This window comes from Maribellus maritimus, from assembly GCF_022267315.1.
Classification (GTDB): Bacteria; Bacteroidota; Bacteroidia; order Bacteroidales; family Prolixibacteraceae; genus Draconibacterium; species Draconibacterium maritimum.
The window spans coordinates 1-2130 of sequence record NZ_JAIKLE010000114.1 but is presented as its reverse complement, the minus strand read 5'-3'; the positions used below and the strand labels follow the sequence as shown (position 1 = coordinate 2130).

Here is a 2130-nt window from a genome sequence, read left to right as displayed (position 1 = left end):
TAGCCCGGGCCGGTGCAGGCCAAAAGCGTTGAAGGATAACTTTGGCTTGATTCTTTTGAATACTTTTCTCATCTAAGGAGAAAAGTATTTGGGGTTCGGGGCAAGGCCCCGTTGAGAAGCAGAGTCGAGTGGGTGAGCACTGGGAAGAGAAAGATGAACAGTGAGAGGGAGAGAGAGGTGAGTGATGAGTAGTGAAAGTTTTATATAGAAGTTTCGAATTCAAAGACTAAAAAATAAAAAAGAACAAACAACAAGTTAAGAACCGACCCGCCTAAGAGTAAAAGCGTGAAGAAAATAAATGAAGTGCAGCGTTAAAAAATCTTTTCTGTTTGACTCTGAGCATTTGCGAAGGAGGAGTTTAAAAGATTTTAGCGAAACGGAGTTGATTTTTAGCTTTTAATCTTGAGCGGTGGCTTTTTTTGATTCCTTTTTTCAGCTATAGGAAAAAAGGAATTGGGGTTCGGGGCAAAGCCCCATTAAAAAGCAGAGATGAGTGTTGAGAAAGTGGACATTTAGGAGTTGAGGATTGAAAATATATATAGTGATTATCCGATAAATTTTCAACCACCTTCCCCTCGCAAACTCAGGTACTCCCCCCAAACAGGAGGAGAAACGTTCAGAGATGACTTAGTGAGACAATGAGATTGTCAGCACTATGATTGTCAGAAAGGCGGGTAGGGTGAAAATTTGTCCCGGGCTGGCGAAGGCTTTAATCTCCGGAATAAAAACTGATTTAAATCCCGGCGCACAAAACGAGCAGGTGAGCCTGGGGCACAGTTCAACATTCCCCCTTTTTTTTTATCTTTGAATTATGCGTATAAAACCGGAAATACAAGAATTTATTCGGGAGATGGCTTTGAAAATGTTTCCCGGTGATGAATTTTATCTTTTTGGTTCAAGACTGGACAACAAAGGCGCTGGAGGTGATATCGATATTCTGATCTTATCAGATAAAAAAATTGATAATAAAAAATTGCGGTTATTCAGAATTAATTTTTATAAAAAATTTGGATGGCAAAAAATTGACCTTGTAAATTTTACAAAAACGGATGATTCAACGTTTAAGAAAATAATTCTTGGTAATGCTCAACCGCTTTAATACAAAATAGAATAACATTTCTGTATAAGTGAACAACGATAAACTAAAAAAACAACTACTTGTCGAAGAGTTGGTGTTACTGGAAAAGTCTGTTACAACTTTACAACTTTCAGTTGACAAATGCAGGAAGATTTTGCAAAAAAAGGAATATACATTTGAAGATATGGAGTCTTTTGATTCGCTTACATCTAAGTTTGGGAGAACCTCCGATTTATATACACAAAAGGTGATCAGAACAATCTGGATGTTGCTGCACGAGCCTTTTGTTCCTTTTATCGATCTGTTAAATAAAGCAGAAAAAATCCGGCTGGTGTATTCTGCCGACAAACTTTTGGAAATCTGTGATTTGCGAAACCAGATTGCCCATGAATATATCCCTGAAGCTGTGCCCGGTCTTGTGCCTGAGGTAATTGAGTTAACAACATTTCTGTTCAAGAGCATAGAGGTTTCAAAACAATTTATTGAGAACAGGAACTGGTTGCCCCTTGCTGGTGCTGATTTGTAATCCCTGTTGAGGCTCGATAATATCTTTTTGCCACTAAAAATACAAACCCCCTGCTGGCGCGAGATTGTATCTCGTGCCTCTTTTGGAACAAAAGAACAAAAGCACTATCGGCTGGGTATGCCCGGAGTTTTTGGATTTGATATGCTGAGTAAACTTACAGGCAAGAAGTTTTCTGTGAGCGCTGTTCGGGTGAAGAAGTTTTGTGCCACATTTGAGCTGGCAAAGAATTATAAACACAATAGAAATTTAAAAACTATCAATAATCCTGCCCCCGGCGGATAAAGGTGCGTAGGCCTGCCAAAGTAGCCCGGGCCGGCGCAGGCCTAAAGCGTTGAAGGATAACTTTGGCTTGATTCTTTTGAATACTTTTCTCATCTAAGGAGAAAAGTATTTGGGGTATGGGGCAAGGCCCCGTCGAGAGTAATAGATGTGTGGTGAGAGGGTGAGCACCGTGTAGTAAGAAAATGAGACTATGAGCACCGGAAAGGTGAGAGATGAGAAAGTGAGCGGTGAGAAATGAGCAGCG

3 protein-coding genes are annotated in these 2130 nt (G+C 40.1%); all 3 read left to right on the top strand.

The window, feature by feature from the left end; genetic code table 11:
• Nucleotides 1–811: 811 nt before the first annotated feature.
• From K5G00_RS29160 to K5G00_RS29150, 3 genes are read left to right on the top strand one after another with little or no spacing between them, the layout of a single operon-like run.
• A complete protein-coding gene (locus K5G00_RS29160) occupies nt 812–1099 on the top strand; it encodes a nucleotidyltransferase domain-containing protein (protein ID WP_158869712.1) in 288 nt (95 codons plus the stop codon).
• 28 nt (nt 1100–1127) lie between these two features.
• Nucleotides 1128–1604 carry a hypothetical protein gene (locus K5G00_RS29155; RefSeq protein ID WP_238770099.1) on the top strand — a complete coding sequence of 159 codons (477 nt, stop codon included), beginning with the start codon at nt 1128–1130 and terminating at the stop codon, nt 1602–1604.
• A 27-nt stretch (nt 1605–1631) separates the two neighbouring features.
• Nucleotides 1632–1886, top strand: a complete 255-nt coding sequence (locus tag K5G00_RS29150) for a hypothetical protein (protein WP_238770101.1) — start codon at nt 1632–1634, stop codon at nt 1884–1886.
• Nucleotides 1887–2130: the final 244 nt, after the last annotated feature.

Excerpts from the sequence above, each read along its gene's own strand:
- K5G00_RS29160 (WP_158869712.1), top strand. The coding sequence starts at position 812 with ATGCGTATAAAACCGGAAATACAAGAATTTATTCGGGAGATGGCTTTG.